Annotated in this window: 21 protein-coding genes and 1 riboswitch; of the genes, 6 read left to right on the plus strand and 15 right to left on the minus strand. The window is 41.4% G+C overall.

Going from position 1 to position 17,884, the window contains the following annotated elements; translation table 11 throughout:
• Positions 1-4: 4 nt before the first annotated feature.
• From gcvPB to gcvT, 3 genes are read right to left on the minus strand one after another with little or no spacing between them, the layout of a single operon-like run.
• The gene (gcvPB, locus tag HNR31_RS00975) at positions 5-1,462 is read right to left on the minus strand and encodes an aminomethyl-transferring glycine dehydrogenase subunit GcvPB (RefSeq protein WP_181554381.1); all 1,458 of its coding nucleotides are present in this window, start codon (positions 1,460-1,462) and stop codon (positions 5-7) included.
• Positions 1,455-2,801, minus strand: a complete 1,347-nt coding sequence (gene gcvPA, locus HNR31_RS00980) for an aminomethyl-transferring glycine dehydrogenase subunit GcvPA (RefSeq protein ID WP_181554382.1) — start codon at positions 2,799-2,801, stop codon at positions 1,455-1,457. Before gcvPA ends, gcvPB begins: the two co-directional genes overlap by 8 nt.
• A 21-nt stretch (positions 2,802-2,822) precedes the next feature.
• Complete coding sequence (gene gcvT, locus HNR31_RS00985; RefSeq protein ID WP_181554383.1) at positions 2,823-3,917, minus strand: glycine cleavage system aminomethyltransferase GcvT; 1,095 nt, start codon at positions 3,915-3,917, stop codon at positions 2,823-2,825.
• Between the two features lie 150 nt (positions 3,918-4,067).
• Positions 4,068-4,158: riboswitch (glycine riboswitch) on the minus strand.
• 244 nt (positions 4,159-4,402) lie between these two features.
• Between gcvT and HNR31_RS00990 the strand changes: the two genes are divergently transcribed.
• Positions 4,403-6,070, plus strand: a complete 1,668-nt coding sequence (locus tag HNR31_RS00990; protein ID WP_181554384.1) for a DEAD/DEAH box helicase — start codon at positions 4,403-4,405, stop codon at positions 6,068-6,070.
• On the plus strand, positions 6,057-6,848 hold the full coding sequence (locus tag HNR31_RS00995) for a YqhG family protein (RefSeq protein ID WP_181554385.1): 792 nt from the start codon (positions 6,057-6,059) through the stop codon (positions 6,846-6,848). The genes HNR31_RS00990 and HNR31_RS00995 overlap by 14 nt, the downstream gene beginning before the upstream one ends.
• Positions 6,849-6,894: 46 nt before the next feature.
• Here the strand turns inward: HNR31_RS00995 and HNR31_RS01000 are convergent, their stop codons facing one another.
• The 8 genes from HNR31_RS01000 to comGA form a co-directional block, all read right to left on the minus strand.
• Positions 6,895-7,074 (minus strand): YqzE family protein, encoded by a 180-nt coding sequence (locus HNR31_RS01000; protein WP_181554386.1) that lies wholly within the window; start codon positions 7,072-7,074, stop codon positions 6,895-6,897.
• A gap of 563 nt (positions 7,075-7,637) precedes the next feature.
• Positions 7,638-8,024, minus strand: coding sequence for a competence type IV pilus minor pilin ComGG (comGG, locus tag HNR31_RS01005; RefSeq protein ID WP_181554387.1), 387 nt, complete (start codon positions 8,022-8,024; stop codon positions 7,638-7,640).
• Positions 8,021-8,461: a competence type IV pilus minor pilin ComGF gene (gene comGF / locus HNR31_RS01010; RefSeq protein WP_181554388.1), complete on the minus strand. Its 441-nt coding sequence runs from the start codon at positions 8,459-8,461 to the stop codon at positions 8,021-8,023. The genes comGG and comGF overlap by 4 nt, the downstream gene beginning before the upstream one ends.
• Complete coding sequence (gene comGE, locus HNR31_RS01015) at positions 8,458-8,787, minus strand: competence type IV pilus minor pilin ComGE (RefSeq protein ID WP_181554389.1); 330 nt, start codon at positions 8,785-8,787, stop codon at positions 8,458-8,460. The genes comGF and comGE overlap by 4 nt, the downstream gene beginning before the upstream one ends.
• Entirely contained in the window at positions 8,771-9,217 is a 447-nt protein-coding gene (gene comGD, locus HNR31_RS01020) for a competence type IV pilus minor pilin ComGD (protein ID WP_181554390.1), read from the minus strand. Before comGD ends, comGE begins: the two co-directional genes overlap by 17 nt.
• On the minus strand, positions 9,201-9,497 hold the full coding sequence (gene comGC / locus HNR31_RS01025) for a competence type IV pilus major pilin ComGC (RefSeq protein ID WP_181554391.1): 297 nt from the start codon (positions 9,495-9,497) through the stop codon (positions 9,201-9,203). The genes comGD and comGC overlap by 17 nt, the downstream gene beginning before the upstream one ends.
• A 16-nt stretch (positions 9,498-9,513) precedes the next feature.
• The gene (gene comGB, locus HNR31_RS01030; RefSeq protein ID WP_181554392.1) at positions 9,514-10,545 is read right to left on the minus strand and encodes a competence type IV pilus assembly protein ComGB; all 1,032 of its coding nucleotides are present in this window, start codon (positions 10,543-10,545) and stop codon (positions 9,514-9,516) included.
• Positions 10,538-11,605 carry a competence type IV pilus ATPase ComGA gene (gene comGA, locus HNR31_RS01035; RefSeq protein WP_181554393.1) on the minus strand — a complete coding sequence of 356 codons (1,068 nt, stop codon included), beginning with the start codon at positions 11,603-11,605 and terminating at the stop codon, positions 10,538-10,540. Before comGA ends, comGB begins: the two co-directional genes overlap by 8 nt.
• A gap of 204 nt (positions 11,606-11,809) precedes the next feature.
• Between comGA and HNR31_RS01040 the strand changes: the two genes are divergently transcribed.
• Both HNR31_RS01040 and HNR31_RS01045 read left to right on the plus strand, forming a co-directional pair.
• Positions 11,810-12,508: a helix-turn-helix transcriptional regulator gene (locus HNR31_RS01040; RefSeq protein ID WP_181554394.1), complete on the plus strand. Its 699-nt coding sequence runs from the start codon at positions 11,810-11,812 to the stop codon at positions 12,506-12,508.
• 80 nt (positions 12,509-12,588) lie between these two features.
• Positions 12,589-12,831: a DUF2626 domain-containing protein gene (locus HNR31_RS01045; protein WP_181554395.1), complete on the plus strand. Its 243-nt coding sequence runs from the start codon at positions 12,589-12,591 to the stop codon at positions 12,829-12,831.
• A 145-nt stretch (positions 12,832-12,976) separates the two neighbouring features.
• Here HNR31_RS01045 and HNR31_RS01050 read toward each other — a convergent pair whose 3' ends face one another.
• Together HNR31_RS01050 and HNR31_RS01055 are read right to left on the minus strand one after the other, a co-directional pair.
• Positions 12,977-14,104: a class I SAM-dependent methyltransferase gene (locus tag HNR31_RS01050; protein WP_181554396.1), complete on the minus strand. Its 1,128-nt coding sequence runs from the start codon at positions 14,102-14,104 to the stop codon at positions 12,977-12,979.
• Between the two features lie 663 nt (positions 14,105-14,767).
• The gene (locus tag HNR31_RS01055; protein WP_181554397.1) at positions 14,768-15,400 is read right to left on the minus strand and encodes an MBL fold metallo-hydrolase; all 633 of its coding nucleotides are present in this window, start codon (positions 15,398-15,400) and stop codon (positions 14,768-14,770) included.
• 97 nt (positions 15,401-15,497) lie between these two features.
• Here HNR31_RS01055 and HNR31_RS01060 point away from each other — a divergent pair, with 97 nt between their 5' ends.
• Both HNR31_RS01060 and HNR31_RS01065 read left to right on the plus strand, forming a co-directional pair.
• Complete coding sequence (locus HNR31_RS01060) at positions 15,498-15,929, plus strand: hypothetical protein (RefSeq protein ID WP_181554398.1); 432 nt, start codon at positions 15,498-15,500, stop codon at positions 15,927-15,929.
• A gap of 67 nt (positions 15,930-15,996) precedes the next feature.
• Positions 15,997-16,173, plus strand: coding sequence for a DUF2759 domain-containing protein (locus HNR31_RS01065; RefSeq protein WP_181554399.1), 177 nt, complete (start codon positions 15,997-15,999; stop codon positions 16,171-16,173).
• Positions 16,174-16,205: 32 nt separating this feature from the next.
• Here the strand turns inward: HNR31_RS01065 and HNR31_RS01070 are convergent, their stop codons facing one another.
• Both HNR31_RS01070 and HNR31_RS01075 read right to left on the minus strand, forming a co-directional pair.
• A complete protein-coding gene (locus tag HNR31_RS01070; RefSeq protein ID WP_181554400.1) occupies positions 16,206-16,517 on the minus strand; it encodes an MTH1187 family thiamine-binding protein in 312 nt (103 codons plus the stop codon).
• A 54-nt stretch (positions 16,518-16,571) separates the two neighbouring features.
• Positions 16,572-17,732 carry a M14 family metallopeptidase gene (locus tag HNR31_RS01075; RefSeq protein WP_181554401.1) on the minus strand — a complete coding sequence of 387 codons (1,161 nt, stop codon included), beginning with the start codon at positions 17,730-17,732 and terminating at the stop codon, positions 16,572-16,574.
• Between the last annotated feature and the right edge of the window lie 152 nt (positions 17,733-17,884).

The following is a 17,884-nucleotide window of genomic DNA, read 5'->3' on the forward strand; positions in this document are numbered from 1 at the left end:
TTTTCTACCGTTTTTGATAGCGCAAGATTGGCTTGCGCGCTGCGGTAGTTTCGTCTAACCGTTTGACAACGGTAGTATGTGGTGCTTCTTGAACGATTTCTGGATTTTCTTCGGCTTCTTTAGCGATTTGAATCATCGCATCAATAAAAGCATCTAACGTTTCTTTTGATTCTGTCTCCGTCGGCTCAATCATCATGCACTCTTCGACAATGAGCGGGAAATAAATCGTTGGCGGATGGTAGCCGAAATCTAAGAGCCGCTTTGCAATATCAAGCGTACGCACACCCAATTTCTTTTGCCGTTTGCCGGACAAGACAAACTCGTGTTTGCAATGACGATCATATGGCAAGTCGTAATACTCGGCTAAACGGCGCATCATGTAGTTGGCATTTAATACGGCGTATTCCGTAACCGCTTTTAAGCCGTCCGGACCCATGGAGCGAATATACGTATACGCACGAACGTTAATGCCGAAGTTGCCGTAAAATGGTTTTACGCGACCGATTGCTTGCGGTCTGTCGTAGTCAAGATAGTAGCCATTTTCTCCTTTTGAGACGACCGGTTTTGGCAAAAATGGAATCAAATCCTCTTTGACGCCGACTGGACCAGAACCTGGACCGCCACCGCCGTGAGGACCGGTAAACGTTTTATGAAGGTTCAAATGCACGACGTCAAAACCCATATCCCCCGGTCTTGCTTTGCTTAATACGGCGTTTAAGTTCGCACCATCATAGTACAGTTTTCCGCCGGCCTCATGAACGATTTGTGCCATTTCTAAAATGTTTTCTTCAAATAAGCCAAGTGTGTTCGGATTCGTTAACATAAGTGCGGCTGTATCTGGGCCGACGACGCGTTTTAAGTCTTCTAAATCGACTAAACCGCTTTCTGTTGATTTCACCGTAATCGTTTCAAAACCTGCCACCGTAGCCGAAGCTGGGTTTGTTCCGTGCGCGGAGTCCGGAACAATGACCTTTGTGCGCTTATAATCGCCGTTTGCTTCGTGATATGCACGAATCATCATTAAGCCAGTCCATTCTCCATGCGCCCCTGCCGCCGGTTGCAATGTTACGGCATCCATGCCGGTAATTTCTTTTAAATGCTCTTGCAGATCATACATTAACTCAAGCGCTCCTTGTACCGTTTCTTCCGGCTGAAGCGGATGAATATGCGCAAATCCAGGCAGGCGGGCGACGTTTTCGTTGATTTTCGGATTGTACTTCATCGTACAAGATCCGAGCGGATAAAAGCCGGAATCGACGCCGTGATTACGCTTCGATAACGCGGTGTAATGGCGCATAATATCAAGTTCAGACACTTCCGGAAGTTCTGGTTCTTCCGTACGAATGTAATCGGCTGGAATCACTTTCTCGATGTTCAGTTCAGGAACATCAAGTGCCGGCAAACTATAACCGATACGATCAGGTTTGCTGAGTTCGAAAATAAGTGGTTGATCTTTACGCATGAATATCCCCCAATTCCTTCACAAGCGTGTCAATTTCTTCTTTTGTCCGCAATTCTGTTACCGCAATTAGCATATGGTTTTCCAGCTCCGGATAATCGTGTCCGACATCGTATCCGCCGATAATCCCTTTTTCAAGCAGGCGCTTGTTGACTTCCTTGACAGGCTGATCAAGGCGGACAACGAACTCATTAAAGAACGGTCCCGTAAACGGCACGTCGAAGCCATGTTCAACCAACTGCGCTTTCGCATAATGCGCTTTTTGAATGTTCATCGTTGCCATTTCTTTTACGCCTTTTTTGCCGAGTGCTGTCATTGCAACAGAAGCAGCTAAAGCATTTAACGCTTGGTTGGAGCAAATATTCGATGTGGCTTTATCGCGGCGAATATGTTGTTCACGCGCTTGCAGCGTTAAGACGAAACCGCGGCGTCCTTCTTCATCGGTCGTTTGGCCGACGAGGCGCCCCGGAATCTTTCGCATAAGCGCCGATTTTACGGCAAAGTATCCGCAATGCGGTCCGCCAAATTGCGTTGGAATTCCGAAGACCTGAGCATCACCAACAACGATGTCTGCTCCAAACTTGCCCGGCGGGGTTAATATGCCAAGGGCAAGCGGATTGCTTGCGACAACGAACATGCTTTTTCCTGCATGAGCAATCAGTTCAATGTCTTTTAGCGGTTCAATTTGTCCGAAAAAGTTCGGATACTGGACAATAACACAGGCAACTTGGTCATCCATTTCGGCTTGTAACGCTTCAAGATCAGTCACACCGTTTTGAATTGGAAGCTCAATGACTTCAAGCCCCGGTCCTTTCGCGTACGTCTTCACAACGTCGCGATATTCTGGATGAACGGCTTTCGATAGAAGCACTTTTTTCTTTTTCGTATGCGCTGTACTTAACAATGCCGCTTCGGCAAGCGCGGTACCGCCATCGTACATCGAAGAGTTGGCGACATCCATTCCCGTCAATTCACAAATCATCGTTTGGAATTCAAAAATCGCTTGCAATTCCCCTTGTGAAATTTCCGGCTGATACGGTGTATAGGCTGTATAAAATTCCGAACGGGAAATAACATGGTCGACAATGATAGGAATGTAGTGATCGTATACTCCTGCGCCAAGAAACGAAGTATAACGTTTAATGTCGGCATTTTTTGCAGCAAGTGCTGTTAACTCCTTCATTAATTCCGGTTCTGATTTCGCTTTTTTAATATGATAGTCACGATTAAAGCGCACGCTTTCTGGAATATCGGAAAACAGTTCATCTATCGAGTCAACGCCAATTACTTTCAGCATCTCTTGTTTATCTTCTTCCGTCATCGGCAAATAACGATGAAGCATAGCACATTCTCTCCTTTTCCTTTATTTCGCACGCTTATAAAATGGTGTCTCCACCACTTTCGCTTTTAAGCGTCTGCCGCGAATATCAACTTCCACTTCGGTATCAAGAGTTGAAAATTCCGTTTTAATTAATGCTAATCCAATGTTTTTCTTCAATGTCGGCGATTGTGTTCCTGTAGTAATAACACCGATTTCCTCATCTCCGGAAAATACTTGATATCCATGACGCGGAATGCCTTTGTCGATCATTTCAATGCCAACTAACTTCCGTAGTGTTCCTTCTTCTTTTTGTTTTTTCAATACATCTTTGCCAATAAAATCAACTTCCTTATTCGTTTTGACGGCAAAGCCAAGCCCTGCCTCAATCGGTGTGATGTCTTTAGAAAGTTCTTGACCATAAAGCGGGAGTGTCGCTTCAAAGCGAAGCGTATCGCGCGCACCAAGCCCACACGGAAGGACGCCTTCTTCCTTTCCCGCTTCTAAAATCGCCTTCCAAAGCGTTACTGCATCTCCAGCTCGGCAATAAATTTCAAAACCGTCTTCCCCCGTATATCCAGTTCGGGAAACGAGCGACTTAACACCTTGAAACTCAACGTCATCTCTAAATCCGAAAAACTTGATTTGTGATAAATCAACCTCAGTCAGCTTTTGTAATACGTGTTCCGCAAGCGGTCCTTGCAAAGCAAGCTGAGCAATTTCCGTGGAAATGTTGACAAGCTCGACGTCACCGAATGCGTGCTGGTTAAGCCACTCAAAATCTTTTTCGATATTGGCCGCATTGACGACAAGAAGATAGTAGTCATCTGCTTTTTTATAAATTAATAAATCATCAACCGTCCCGCCGTTTTCGTAACACATGAGGGTATATTGAGCACGGCCCTCTGTTAATTTGGCGACATCGTTCGTCATCACTTTTTGCAAAAAAGCAAAGCTGTCGCTCCCTTTTACTTCAATTTCTCCCATATGAGATACGTCAAACAAACCGGCTCGTGTACGTACTGCTTCATGTTCTTCTTTAATGCTGGAAAATTGAACGGGCAGCTCCCATCCGCCAAAATCGATCGTCTTTGCACCGTATCTCGCATACACAGAAAACAAAGGTGTGCGTTTTAACATACGTTTTCCTCCTGTCATGAGTCAATAAAAAAGGACAGACTACCCCCATATGCGTTAATGAAGGTCTCTGTCCTAGCACCTGAAAGTTTCCCTATTTCATAATAGGTTTCCTCTTGGGTGGTTCACGAACGTAAACACTCTCCAGAGATGCGTCAAACAAGAGTCTTTTTGCCTGAGAGATTCGCGTCTTCCGCTTGCTCCTTCGGCGCTACATCAACGTAGTCTCTCCCCTTGTTCTCATTCGCCGATATATAATTTTCAAGAAAATGGGTACACTATGTAAAGCATAGCGTAATAATTTTTTTAACTTTCTAATTTATTATTATACTACCATTAATGAACGGATAAGAGCAACAAAAATATGTGAAAAAAACAAAAAATAAACGAACTTTTTATTGTTATTTTTATACAATCATTAGTTAAATAATGAACATTTGAATTAATTAAAAATATAATGTTCGTTAATATAAAGGAGATGGTTGACCATGATCGATATAGAATTTGATACATCTTGGAAGAAAGGATTTCTTGAACGAGTTGAGAAAGATGGACCTTGGACAAGCTGGGAGCTATATCAATTGTCTTTAGAAGCAGCAACACATTTAAGCGTTCCCGATTTCGATGGCTTGCAAGCTCCGAAACATTTACCACACCTTACACCACTTCCACATCAACTGGAGGTCGCTAGACAAGTCGTTGAAAAAATGAACGGAAAAGCCATTTTGGCTGATGAAGTCGGGCTTGGAAAGACGATCGAAGCGGGGTTGATTTTGAAAGAATATATGATTCGTGGTCTTGTTAAAAAAGTACTTATTCTTGTGCCTGCCTCTCTCGTATCACAATGGGCGATGGAGCTAAATGAAAAATTCTTTATTCCTGCCGTACAGCAGAAAAAAAGCTACGTATGGGAGCAGTGTGATGTTGTCGTGTCATCCATTGATACAGCGAAAAAGAGTCCGCACCGTGAAATCATTTATCAACAACAATACGATATGGTCATTATTGATGAAGCCCATAAACTGAAAAACAATAAGACAAAAAACTATGAGTTTGTACAAAATTTGAAAAAGAAATTTTGTTTATTGTTGACAGCAACACCGATCCAAAATCGAATCGAAGAAATTTTTAACCTCGTTTCACTATTAAAGCCCGGACATTTAGGAAATGCGGCGTATTTTACAGAAATGTATGAAAAAAAACGGTCATTGCAAACAGATGAGCATTTAAAAGCGCTTGTCAATAAAGTGATGATTCGCAATCGACGTGCTGATACAGGCATCGAATGGTCAAAGCGACACGTTGAGACAGTGATGATTGAGTTTTCCAACGAAGAACGCGAACTATATAACGCCGTCCAAGCTTTGAAATACTATGATACAAAATCGTTAGGTAGTCAATTTTCGCTTATTACGATGCTTCGCGAAGCATGCAGCAGCCGCGAAGCGCTATTTCTCACCCTCAAAAATATGATGGACAAATATGACGGAGATGCTCCTGCCTACTTTCAAGAACTACTAGAAAAAATGAATGCAGTCACCACAAATTCCAAAGCCGAAAAAGCGCTAGAGCTCATTCAAAACATTAATGATAAAGTCATTATTTTTACGGAATATCGCGCAACTCAGCTTTATTTGCAGTGGTTTTTAAAACAGCAGGGCATTTCGTCCGTTCCGTTTCGCGGCGGGTTTAAACGCGGAAAAAAAGACTGGATGAAAGAATTGTTTAAAAGCCGTGCTCAAGTTCTCATCGCTACTGAAGCAGGAGGCGAGGGCATTAACTTGCAATTTTGTCACCATGTCATTAATTATGATTTACCTTGGAATCCAATGCGCCTTGAACAACGGATCGGTCGTGTACACCGATTAGGACAGATGAACGATGTCCATATTTATAATTTTGCCGTTAAGGATACGATCGAGGAACACATGTTAAAACTGCTTTATGAAAAAATTCACTTATTTGAACGAGTCGTTGGCGAATTAGACGATATTTTAGCGAAAATGAATATGAATGATTTTGAAGACTACTTACATGACATTTTCTTCCACTCGCGCAGTGAAGGAGAAATGAAAATTAAAATAGAAAATTTAACAGCCATGATTGATTTTGCCGATCAGCTCGCAAAAGGTGGGGAACATTATGCAGCAACATGAGATTCATCATTTTCTTGAACGATATTTTCAAGCCAATGAATGTGACATCGTCGAAAACGACGAAGGATATATGACCGTTCAACTATCTATTGAGTTGGATAAAGAGCTAATGAACCGTCCATTTTATTGGCACTACATTGAACGAACGGGTGGAACCCCTGCACCGATGAAATTGACGCTCATCACAAAACAAACGGAAAAAACAAGCTCTCTTGATGGAGAACGTCTACACTTCGGTTCGCCACGGTTACATCAAATTTTTCAATCGGCACAAAAACGCGGCAGCTATATTCGCCTATACGAACAAATAACAGCCTCGGGTCAATCATTTGTTCCGCTTCATCCATGGCTTGGATTGAATGTAAAAATTTCGTATCAATGCGACCGAAAGCGAGATCAACTGCTATCGCTCGGAGTTCATTTAATTAGCGGAACCATTGTCGAACAATTTCAAGAACGATTGCAGCAGCTTGTTCTTACTCCCAAAATACCTGATTACTGCTTTACAATCTCCCCGCTCATTAAACCGCAAAGCGGACTGGGGCGTTTAGAGCAATATATCAAACATCGTATTGAACAGGATGATCACGCATGGGCAAAGGAAGCAAAAGAAAGATGGGACGAGGATTTAGCACTTCTCGACCATTTTTATGAGGATATGGAAGAAAAACCGGAATGCTATTACATTGAAAAAGAAGCATTGGAGGAGCAATATAAGCCAAGAATTATTGTTTCCGTCATTAATGGCGGCCTATTTTATCTACAGCCGCGCTCTTAGAGAAAAAGAAGGGATATCTCCGCCAATGGAGATATCCCTTCAAGTTTTATGATTTTCGCCGAAACAACAGGCGAAGCGAAAACGGAATCATCCCGAACCACCGATATAAAAGCGCTGGCTTTTCTTGTTTTCTCTGCACGCGTTTTTTCTTTCTCTCTTCTTTTGGTTGATCCATGTAAGTGACAAATTGTTGGGTGACAAATTTCACATAATCGTTGGTCGACATCGATTGTCACCATCCTCTTTTTTCACTAGTATTTCCATATCATTTTGTTTTCAATCACTGTAACGATTTCATCCACATCCACAATGTGGTCAATTGACTTTCCTGTCGTATCAATGATATGATGCGCTTTCTCATAATAACGTAGGCGCTTTTTTCATAACACCTGAAGCTCTCTCTGATGATGTTGTGTAAGTAACGGACTTATCTCATCGCCGGCAAGCCTTCGCATAAGTTCTTCCCATTCACATGCAAAATGCCTGTTTGTTTTATCCAACCGCAATTGTCTTTGAAGTGAAGATGCCTCCGCCTCTGTTGTCACAATGATTTTTATCAGACGGCAACCTTCGTAAAAACTTCTTTTTCATACGACAAAATGCCTCACCGTCTTTGGCGAAACTGCGTTTAATCGGTTTTCCAGCACCCTCTTTAATATATTAACTGGTATGAATGATCTGTATTGTAAACGCCCGAATTATTTTCCATGTCCCCATAAAAAATGCGCTTCACCCATCGTTCCTCATTTTTTTATCAAACATACTATATCCATTGTTGATTTAAACCATTTAATATTTCTCTTTCCATTCGATTAATTCAAGTTCTGGAAGAGAAATAATGCACTCAGCACCATAGTGAATTCCATCATGGGAAGTGGCAAAAATTGTTACTTTCATCTCATGTTCGCTCATCTGCTTCCACTCGTAATTCGCTACTCCATTCGGATACGTCAATGTTCCTCTATTTGACGTATCTGTTGGCCACATCACTGCTAGCTGTCTTTTCACGTCGGTTACCGCCATTTGCATCACGGAATCGACCTCATACGATTGCTGTTCATATTTCGCCATTTCCGTTTCCGTTTTATATAATTCGAGCATACGAACAAAAGTGAAAAGAAAAAGAAACGAGACAAGCATCGTGATAGGGAAAATCATTCCTTTTTCATTTTTCATTGTTCCTTCACCTGAATAGAAAAAAATGTTGTAACAAACGCTTCATAACGCTTTCCTTCCATAGTGGTCATGGCAACGCGGACACCATTATTTGTCGCTTCATATTGCACATTGGAAATCGATTGTAAGACAATTTCGTTTCCGCGGCCATTGACCCGTCTTCGCAAGGATTGTCCGTATTTTTCAAAGCTTACTTGCTCTCCTGCCTGCTTATACAATATTAATGTTGTTCCATTGCATTCCAACTGTCTCGATTCGCGAACTTCATTTTTCAATTGTTGAACAAATAATTGCCATTCCAATCGTTGAGAACTTCCGCGTTCACTTTTTAACCAATGTATATCTAATAAAGACGGAAGGAAAGCAACGACAAGCAAGACGATCGATAACGTCATGATCATCTCGATAAACGTAAAACCTTGATTTCGCTTTTTCATCGTTTGGCATACCCACACCTTTCCATATTGCGACCAACATAATCTTGCCAATGCACACACGCTTTCCGCATGCCTTCCTCTTCGCTATTCCACTGGATGACATAAGTAATTCGACCGTCTGTGACGGTTTTTTCTCCTTGCTCTTCATCTTCTTGCTCACGTAAAGCGGCTTGTAATAATTGTTGCGCTCTACTTTTTAGCACTGTGTTTTCGCGTTCAATCATGATGTGGGTAAAAGACGGCAATAAAAAAGCGGTCACGAAAAGTAAAAGGGCTAATGAGACGAGAGCTTCGATGAACGTAAATCCACTACATTTTTTGGACATAAAACCTCCCTTTTCCAAGTAAAAATACGATTTTGTATCCCCTCGTATTGTTTTTAATGAATACCGTCCCTGCTTTATTCACATTTCCATTCGCTAAAAAAGCGAGAGGCATCTGTAGAGTGGCCAATTCAAAGATCCATTTATCCGGAAGAGATCGCTCGATTAAAACTCGTTGACGCTCACCCATTTCAATGATGTGATAGTGCGCTTGCCCTTGGTCAAAGATGACCTGCACAGCCGTTTTGTGAGCCATTGCATATTGCTGCGCGTACAATATATCTTCCGTCAATTGCTCAATCATATAGTTTTCTCTTTTTACCTCCGCTACCTTTTCGATATGAGGAATGCTGAGAGCGGTGAACACGCTGATGATCATTAATACAAGAAGCATTTCGATGAGGGTAAATCCGTTTTTACGAACCACTTTCACTTACTTCCCCGTTGCTATCGATTTGAATTTTATGACCATTTGGGCATTGATTCGATTTAATATACTTTTCATCGACGAGTTGTTGTAATGTAGGAATCGCATTTTTCTCCATCTCATAGGCCTTGACTTGGGCTTGAACTGTTTTGATAAACGCTTCGCACCCTTTATTATTAATCATGCTGTTATGCTTCGTGACATTCGGAATCGTAATGAGCAATAGAACGGAAATGACCATTAACACGATTAACATCTCTATCAACGTAAATCCTTTTTCGTTCATTCATGATCCCTCCATGTTATAATTCATTCATCGTTTCAAACATCGGTAATAAAATGGCTAAATACATACAAACGACAAGTAATCCAATCAAAGAAAGCAAAATAGGTTGAATGAGACGCATCCACTTTTCGATTCGTTCTTCCATTGCTTGAAAAACAAATTGACTGTAATGAAATAATTCGTTCGCTAATTCTCCGTTTGATTGGCCGTGTCGAATAACGAGCGTTAACTCTTGTTCATAGCAAGGCCGGGAAGCGATAATCGTGTCTAACGGAGTTCCTTTGACAAGCTGTTCCTTCATCCATCTCCCCTCTTCGCGTAGAAATGGTACTTTTTCTTGCCGCTCAAATACTTGCAGCGACTCATAAATAGAAAGACCTCCGTGTAATAAGTGACTGAACTGTAAAGCGAACAAATGCGTATAATAAAGTTTCATGAACGTACGAACAAGCGGAATTTTCATCCATATATTGATTTGCGCCATCGTTGATAATTTTCTGAACCAAGCAAAATAAACAAGAAGAAAAACAAGAATGGTGATACAGACAAAAATAAAAAGAGAAGGGATAAAAGAAACAGTTTGTACAAGTAGACGAGAAATAGAAAAGCGATGGATAGGAAAAGAAGAAGAAAGATGAATAAATTGAGGAAGTAGTACATGTTGAATCATGGTCAACATCATCATCATAAAGCAAAGGAGAAAAAGCGGATAGCTGCTTGCTTTGCGCAGGCGCTGCAAATAAGCAGATTTATGAAGAAGCATACGGCCTGCTTCTGTAATACCTCGAGGAAGGTCACCGTGCTGTTCCGCGAAAAATAAATATCCTATCGCCTCGGTATGAAAATGGAGCGGCTCTAATGATTTATAGAAAGGAAAACCAGAGCGGAGTCGAGAAAGGCAGCGTTGCAGATCATGACGATGAGAAAGCGGTTCTTGAATTTCTAAAAACTCGATTGCTTGAGACAGCGAATAACCTTTGTCAAGAAGGTTGCCGAGTCGTACTAGAAATACTCCTTGTTGTTGTAACGACCAATTTTTCTTAAACATTTTCTTTAATCCCCTCACGCATAAGAAGATGTGGTGATAAAAATCCTAGCGCGATCCCTTTTTTTATTACATCGTCTAACGTTTCATAACGGTATGTCACTTTCTCCCCTCGTGCCGCTTGAATGGCTTTCATTAATGCCTTGCCATACAGCAGCTCATAAATGGCCGCGCGCCGCACTTTTCTTTTGTTTCGACAAAATGGGGAGCAGTTTTCTTGGCAGAGCGGGCACCTTATGTCTACAAGACGCTGCGCTGCAACGGCAAGCAATGTCTGCTCAATGTCTTGCCACGGTATACCGAATTCGCGTAGTCGATAAATCGCTCCAAGTGCATTGTTCGTATGCAAGGTAGATAATACAAGATGACCCGTTAAGGCAGCGCGAACCGTAATTCTCGCTGTTTCTGCGTCGCGAATTTCCCCGACCATAATTACGTCGGGATCATGACGTAAAATCGCTTTTAAGCCAGTCGCATACGTTATTCCTGCTTTTTCGTTGACTTGTACTTGCAAAACGTGGTCGGTTTTCTTTTCAATAGGATCCTCAAGCGTAATGACATTGCGATTCCACTTGTCTTGACATACGCGCAGCAATGTATATAACGTAGTCGTTTTTCCTGAACCAGTCGGCCCTGTAAAAATCATTAATCCATGGGAATGATGGAGAAGGGATAACAATTTTTTTGTTGTGTTTGGAAACAGAGAGAGTTGTGATAAAGGAAGAAAAGAGTCATGAGGGAGAAGACGAATGACGAGACTTTCATCGTAAACTGTCGGCAACGTTGATAACCGCAAGCTAACTATCATGTCATTTTGCTTGATCTCCATTGCACCACTTTGCGGCCGGCGCCGCTCACCAATGTCCATCCCAGCTAAAAATTTAAAATGGGCAACCAATCGCTCACATTTTTCTTTTGTGAGGATTTCCTTTCTGGACAAAACTCCATCCACACGGAATTGAATGACAGCATCTTCCCGTCGCGGCACAACATGAATATCAGATGCTTTCAACACGCTAGCTTCTTTGATTAAACGGTCAGCCAGCTGTTCAATTTCGTTCATTTGCTTGTTTTGTCCCTCCTTTCTGGATAATGATTTCGACATATTTCTTTCATTTTCCTTCTTAAATATCAAAAATTTTTCATCTTTTTGCGCAAAGCCATAAAATTGAACAATTTATGAAATTTTTACGATCGTTACAGTGCCAGTGCTAAAATCGCTGTATTATAATAAATGTAGCAACCATTCGTCTAGGAGTGAGAATTTATGGAACAAACACTAAAAATCACAAGCGTATTGGCTGATCCAACTCGTTATCATATTTATGAATATATCACCAAAAAACATAAAGAAGTATCCGTGCAAGAAATTGCTGAAGCGTTCAACATTCATCCGAACGTCGCCCGTCTTCACTTAGCGAAACTCGAGGATGTGAATATGCTCGTCTCCGAAACACAAAAAACAGGTAAAGGCGGTCGACCAAGTCGCCTTTATCGCCTATCTAACGATGTCATTCAACTTCATTTTCCGTTTCGTGACTACCAATTGCTTTCCAAGATGGCCATTCAAGCGCTGACGAAACTAGGAGAAGCAGGGAAGCAAGCTCTATACGAAACGGGTAAAACCTTTGGAAAAGAATTAATAAAACAACGTCTTGCACACGATCAAATTCCTGAACAGCTTTCATTCTCTGAGAAAATCACGATATTGCAAGAAGCATCGGAAACAGCTGGACTTTATCTGACCTCTGAATACGATGACAATGAAAAAAAATTATATCTTCACATTTTTAACTGCCCATTTAAAGAAATTGCGCTTCAACAGCCGCAAATGGTTTGTCACATGCATCATGCATTTTTACAAGGCATGATCGAAGTTTTATTTGACAAAATCGAGTTGATGGAACTTGAAAATATGATAAGCGGCTGTGATTGCTGTTCGTATCGCGCGATGCTGACAAAGTAAAAAGCAATTATTTACATTGCTATAAAATGTGCATTATAATAAGTAAAGGCAACGATTTGCGCAAAAAGGAGGGATACATAATGGACCGGATGTTCCGTGTCTTAGCGTTCTGGACAGGCATTTTTGCGGTAATGTTTTATCTTGGTCATATGCATACGACTTCGTTAATTTTCTTTGGTCAGACAGTATTTTTCTTGTTGCTTGGCTATTTAAAATTAACGGAAAGAATGTATATTTACATTTTTGGAGCATACTTAACCATTTTCTTCGCTGCGTTTACGTACTGGACAACGTTTATGATGGTCCTAGGAGTGGGAGAGTAACACAAAAAGCGGGGATGATGGGGGGAGTTCTCGCTTTTCCCCCACAGAGATTTAAGCCCAACAGAGCTAACGCGCAGCAGGATGGAAGCGCTGTCGTCGAGGTGAAACAAAACAAAAAGCGATGGACAGTTCATCGCTTTTTGTTTTACAAAAAATTCGGTTCTATCCATATGTTCTCCCAATTTATTTTTATCCCTTTTTGTTGCACCATGACTTGAAAGGCAACGCTCATCCCCTCATCGGTAATAAGCGAACGAATCGCGCGGTTTTGACGGCTTCTCTCAGAAAATGGATTCACATCGTGATGGTTCACTAAATAGTGTAATATTCCTGCTGCCAATAAAAAACGGTCTTGTCGCATCGTTGTCACCCATTCCCATCCAGCTCGTTCCCCATACATCCGAAGTGCATTCCACTGAACATGCGCTGTTATATCCATCTCGCCGGGATAAGCAAGCGGATTCGGCACTAATTGGTGTTGATAATACCCGCGCAAACTCCCATGCCGTCTCGCCGGAAGCTGCCATTCCTCATCGCTATATCCGTAATCGACTGTAAACATGACACATGATTCAAACAACGACGCCGTTTCCATAATAAATGATTTCATCGCTAATGGCACTTCAAAGCGCTGTCCATCCACCAAAGAAATGTTCCGCTCGCGTAAATAGCAAAGAATATCCTCATTTTGCAGCGGTTGTTTTTCTTCGATAAGTTGTCCATGATGAAGCGCTACAAATAGCTCGTATAATTTCCCGTTTTCTTTTGTAATTACATGAACTGGAAAAGCATCGAAAAATTCGTTGCTAAAAACTATGCCGGAAAATCGAGAAACATATTGCTGAAACTCGCTGATGTCTTTATATTGAACAACTTTTTCGCTAAAACCCCCAAGCGTTTCCATTTGCTTTTTGCGCTGATATGGACTCGTTTCAATGATGACATATGTTAATGTTTCGTAAGTATCTAAAGATGTTTCTTTCCATTCCTCTAAAACCGCGCGAGCGAATTTACCATCGCCTCCCCCTAACTCACAAATACACGGACGGATCTCCTCTGTTTCCACTAAGCGAATAAACAAGGAGGCGAACAGTTTACCAAATACATTTGAAAGGTGACTGCTTGTGATAAAATCACCGAACCGACCAATTTTGATGCGGTTCCGCATATAATATCCATATTTTTCATCATACAACGTGAACCTCATATAATCCGCATATGACATACGTTGTTGCGGCATTGACCGAATAGCTGTATAAATATCATGGCCCATGACAAATTTCTCCCCTAATCACGTTTTCACTATTGACATAGTAAAAATGTTGTTATATTGTTATGATAGTAGCTTAACTATATCCCCTCCCATTATATGGATAGAACATCCCCCAAAAAACCCTTCTCAATTGAGAAGGGTTTTTTATATATGACTCGCAATGGTTTCTAGAAACTACTATTGCACTTGAGCTTGTCGCCTCTATTTTTCAAGCTGTCCAGCTTCCTTATGCCATAGCTCCAAAATCTAACTGCGATACTTCTAGTTTTCTGCATTGCCCAGCTTGGATCGCAACGCTTGTTAAAATAACCTTCTCCGTTTCGTTTCATGCAAATCATTTCTCAATTGGAAAAATATTTTTCTTACGGCGTTGCGCGTTTGGCACTGCTTTTCGTATTGCCTTACTCCGGCAACCAAACAATTTATCCATACAAAACTTGCACAAATCATAATTAAAACATAATGCTCGAGATCACTGGAGGCAAACCAGCCCTCCGGGGTGACAGAGCCCTCTGAACAAGCAGAGAACATTTGCCTGTCGCGATTAGGCGGAACGCCTCCACTTTTCTTTTTTGTACCAATCATCTCCTCACTGGAATCGCAAGCACTTCCGCACTCGAAGAACAGCTGCTTCAAGAGCTGTTTGCGACGACGTCGCTTTTCTTAAAATCCATGTAAAAACGGATTCGAGTCCATTTCCGCTCCGATGGTTGTTTCACGACCATGCCCCGGTAAAACAATGGTTTCTTCCGGTAAACCAAGCAGTTTGTCATGAATGCTACGCATAAGCTGATCGTAATTGCCACCCGGCAAATCCGTGCGACCGATACTGCCCGCAAACAATACATCTCCAGAAAAAATCACTTCCATTTCTCGTAAATAGTAAGAAATACTTCCCGGTGAATGCCCTGGCGTTTCGAGCAGCTCAAACGTAAAATTTCCGATTTTTAGCGTTTGTTCTTGTTTCAAGCATTGTGGCGCATAATTCACTTTAATTTGCTCGCCGATAAAATACGCCGAACCGTTCAGAAGAGGATCCGCAAGCCACTCTTTTTCCTGTTCATGAATATAAATTGGAATTTTCCATTTTTTTTGCACATCGTTAATGGCGCCAATATGGTCAAAATGAGCGTGTGTCAATAAAATTGCCAGCGGCGTCCAACCTTGCTGCTCTATATAGTGAACAAGCTTTTCTCCTTCGCTACCCGGATCAAAAATCACGCATGTACCATCAGAATGAGACAGTATGTAGGCGTTCGTTTGTAATGGTCCGAGCGGAATACGTTCCCACTTCATAAAAATCCCTCCATTTACTCACTTCTCTATAGCCACCATTTTATCCTAATGCTGCCCTTTATGCTACAATGAAATAAAAAAGATAAAGAGGGATACGATGATTACACGATACGCAATTCCGTTTTCGGCAGAACTCACCAATAACAGCAACGTCATTGACCAAGATGAAGAATGGCTTATTGCAACTGAGCCTCCTTCTCACTTACGGACGGACATTGAACGTCTCATCGAAGTGGAAAATACTGAATTTACCGATCTTTTTAATGACTATGGATTCATCTCAGAAGAAGGTCGTGCGTATATTTACCAAAATGCTGTCACTGCCTTTTCGGTTATTGATGGTGACCAAACAGAAATCGAAATGATGATTCTCCAACTCGATGAATATCTCATTGCTAAAGAAAAGAACGAAAAAGAAACGATTTATTTTATCGGTCGCCATCACGAGGAGCTCTTAATGAAAGTAGCGGCTGCCTACAATGTTACAGTCCACATTTTTGACCTCGACAAATCAATAAAAAAAGATTAAAATGGAAAAGAATTCGTTATTTCTACATAGCCGACTTGTGTACTATTTCGCAAAGGGGGTAAATATAATGGGATTAGTGATTATTTTTTCATTAGTAACATTGTTAGCGCTTTACGGAATCGTGCGTTCATTGCGTGAGAAAAATATACTTGGCTTACTTTTCGGATTAGGAGCAGCTGCTGTATTTGGTTGGTTTACAGTCATGACTGTATGGCATCACGGTTTTCCAACTGGTACTCACTAAACAAGAGGCTTAAACAGCCTCTTGTTTTGTTTTTATCGCAATTTTTCTTGCACGCTAGCCAGTTTATCCGCCATATGGCGCTCTTTGTCGCGACGGTCATCAATGCGAATGTTAGTCGCTACGCGCTGTATTCCTCTAGAAAACGGAACTTCGTGAATCGCTTGAATAACTTCAAATAATACCGAAAGCTCTCCTTCAATAATCGTGTTCATTGGTGTAAGCATGAAATCAATTTTCCCATCACGTTTATACGCCTCTAATACTTTTTGTATTTCTGCAACATATTCGCTCACACTAGGGCTAGCGGTGCCAATAGGAATAACAGTAACATCAACGATTGCCATGTTCTCTGCTCCTTTATTTTTTACTTTGATTATAAACTGGTTTTCTTCTTTTCCTCAAGCCATATACAATGCCGCTAGAAAAATACCGAGACTATCTTTGTAGATTTCGGAAAATTGTTCGATGGGTAATGGGTTGACTCCTTCTCCTAATTCAATGGTATATCCTTGTCGCCTCCATGTTTGAATGAACCAATCACGATAACCAGCGTGGCTATCAATATAACGTATTGCTTTATATCCGCTTACGTTTGCAAATTCATTGACTGTTTTTTCTGCTTCGCTCGGCTCGAATCCTTCATATCCCCAATAAATTTCTTTTCCTTGTGTATGGAACGCCAAAATCATCGCAAAATCACTTTCATTTGTCAATGCAGCCATTGCTTTCGTTTCTGGTTCCGTTAATGGGGCAACTCCCGGAAAATCGCGTGGAGCAGGCGCCTTCGGGATTTTACGTGCTTGCTCTACTTCCCATTTAGCCGGAAATTGATTATTCAAATCAATGCCGCGAATGTTTGCCTTCCATTGCGAAAAATCAAGACTTCCGCTGTTTATACGGATCACTTCATCACGGTATGATTCTGCTTCTGGCGGCCCATTCAATACTAAATTGACACCGTCCGGGTTCACCATCGGCACAATCGATAACGTCACTTTTTTATAATAATCGAGCATGCGATGACCGCGTAAGGGCCGCCCGTTTGTTAACGCCAACAAATAATCGTTGACAAACGTCATAATAATTGCAGTTGTAATCCATTCATTGGCATGAAAAGATCCATTGATATGAATATGCGTCGACCCTTGCCCGATTTTTAATTCAATCAAAGGTAATCCTAATACGCTGCTCCCAATCACACGTTTTCTTATGAATGGATAATGATCACATAAACACTCGATATCTTGTTGCAAGGCTGCAAAATCATACTGTCTTTTTCCATTCACAATAGGGGTATCGATTCGCTTTGGAATTTGAAATTGTCCATTCGTAAACGCCGCACCATTCATTCGTTTCAGCGCTTCCACATGTACAGAAGTAAACCGAGCAAGATTCTCTAACGTGTCAATGGTCTCATACCCGGGAATGATAACGACATCCCCTTGCTGAAGCTGTTTCCCGGTTAAGTGGAGATTAGCATCAACGATCAACTCATAAGGAACGGAAAACCATTCGCTATACATGGTCAATGTATCACCAAGACGTGCACGTATATTCAACTGTGTCTCCCCTCTCCGCTGTATCTATCTCCAACATATGAAATGTTCGCGGAGAAAATGAGAGAGAACATAAAAAAACTGGCTTCATAGGTACTACACTTAGCTACCTATACGCCAGTTTTTTCATTAGTTTTACTTCTCGCCCATTGCAG

The sequence above is a fragment of the Thermaerobacillus caldiproteolyticus genome (assembly GCF_013761245.1).
In the GTDB taxonomy this organism is placed as follows: domain Bacteria; phylum Bacillota; class Bacilli; order Bacillales; family Anoxybacillaceae; genus Thermaerobacillus; species Thermaerobacillus caldiproteolyticus.